This window comes from Streptomyces monashensis (genome assembly GCF_001866665.1).
Classification (GTDB): Bacteria; Actinomycetota; Actinomycetes; order Streptomycetales; family Streptomycetaceae; genus Streptomyces; species Streptomyces monashensis.
The window spans coordinates 1-853 of the sequence record NZ_MLYO01000163.1; the positions used below are offsets into that span (position 1 = coordinate 1).

Annotated in this window: 1 protein-coding gene; it reads right to left on the reverse strand. The window is 69.6% G+C overall.

Annotated features, from left to right (window positions below; genetic code table 11):
* Nucleotides 1-146: 146 nt before the first annotated feature.
* Nucleotides 147-853, reverse strand: a 707-nt coding sequence (locus BIV23_RS44915) for a phosphopantetheine-binding protein (RefSeq protein ID WP_281250218.1), incomplete at its 5' end; no start/stop codon positions are given.

Below are 853 nucleotides of genomic sequence, written 5' to 3' on the forward strand. Positions count from 1 at the left end.
AAGACGGCACGCCATCGACACCACGGCAATGGGCTCGGTACGGGCGGAACGCTCTGCGGCGAGTTCCTTCTCCGTCTCGACGAGCGCGTTCGCCGTGCGCCGCAAATACGCCTCGAGCTTCTCGAGCTTCTCGACTTCGGACGCGCTCATCGGCTCACTCCAAGCTTGCGATCCAGGAACTGAAGGAGGTCATCGGTACTGCCGGTGTCCAACTCGGCTTCCGGCTCCGGTGATTCGTCGGTCGTACCCACCGACTGCGCCAGGCCGTCGCGCAGGGCGAGCAGCCCTGAGGCCAGGCCCTGGGCTTCCAGCTGTGCGGGCGTCGCAGCGCGCAGCAGCTCGACGAGGCTGTCGATCTGGGTCTTCGTCATTCGTTGTGCACCCCGGGCCGGGCCGCCCTCGCCCACATCGAGCTTGTCGAGGAGGAGCTGGGCGATGGCGGTGGGTGTCGGGTAGTCGAAGGCGAGGGTCGAGGGGAGGGTCAGTCCGGTCTCGGCGGACAGACGGCGGCGCAGTTCGACCGCCATCAGCGAGTCCATACCCAGCTCCTTGAAGACCTGCTGGGTGCCGACCCCGCCGGCCTCGGGCACGCCCAGGACCGTTGCGGCCTCTCGCTGCACCAACTGCACGAGGTGTACCGGCCGTTCGGCATCCGACATACCCAGCAGACGCTCCCGCAGACCTGCCGGCGCCGCTGCGTCCGTGCCTGCGGCCCGCCGACGCGGCGGCCGCAGCAGCCCGCGCAGCAGCACGGGGACGTCCGCGCCCGCGTCCAACTGCCGTTGCAGTGCCGTGAGGTCGAGTCGTACCGGGACGAGGTGTGCGTAGGGCTGGGCGAGCGCGGCATCCAGCG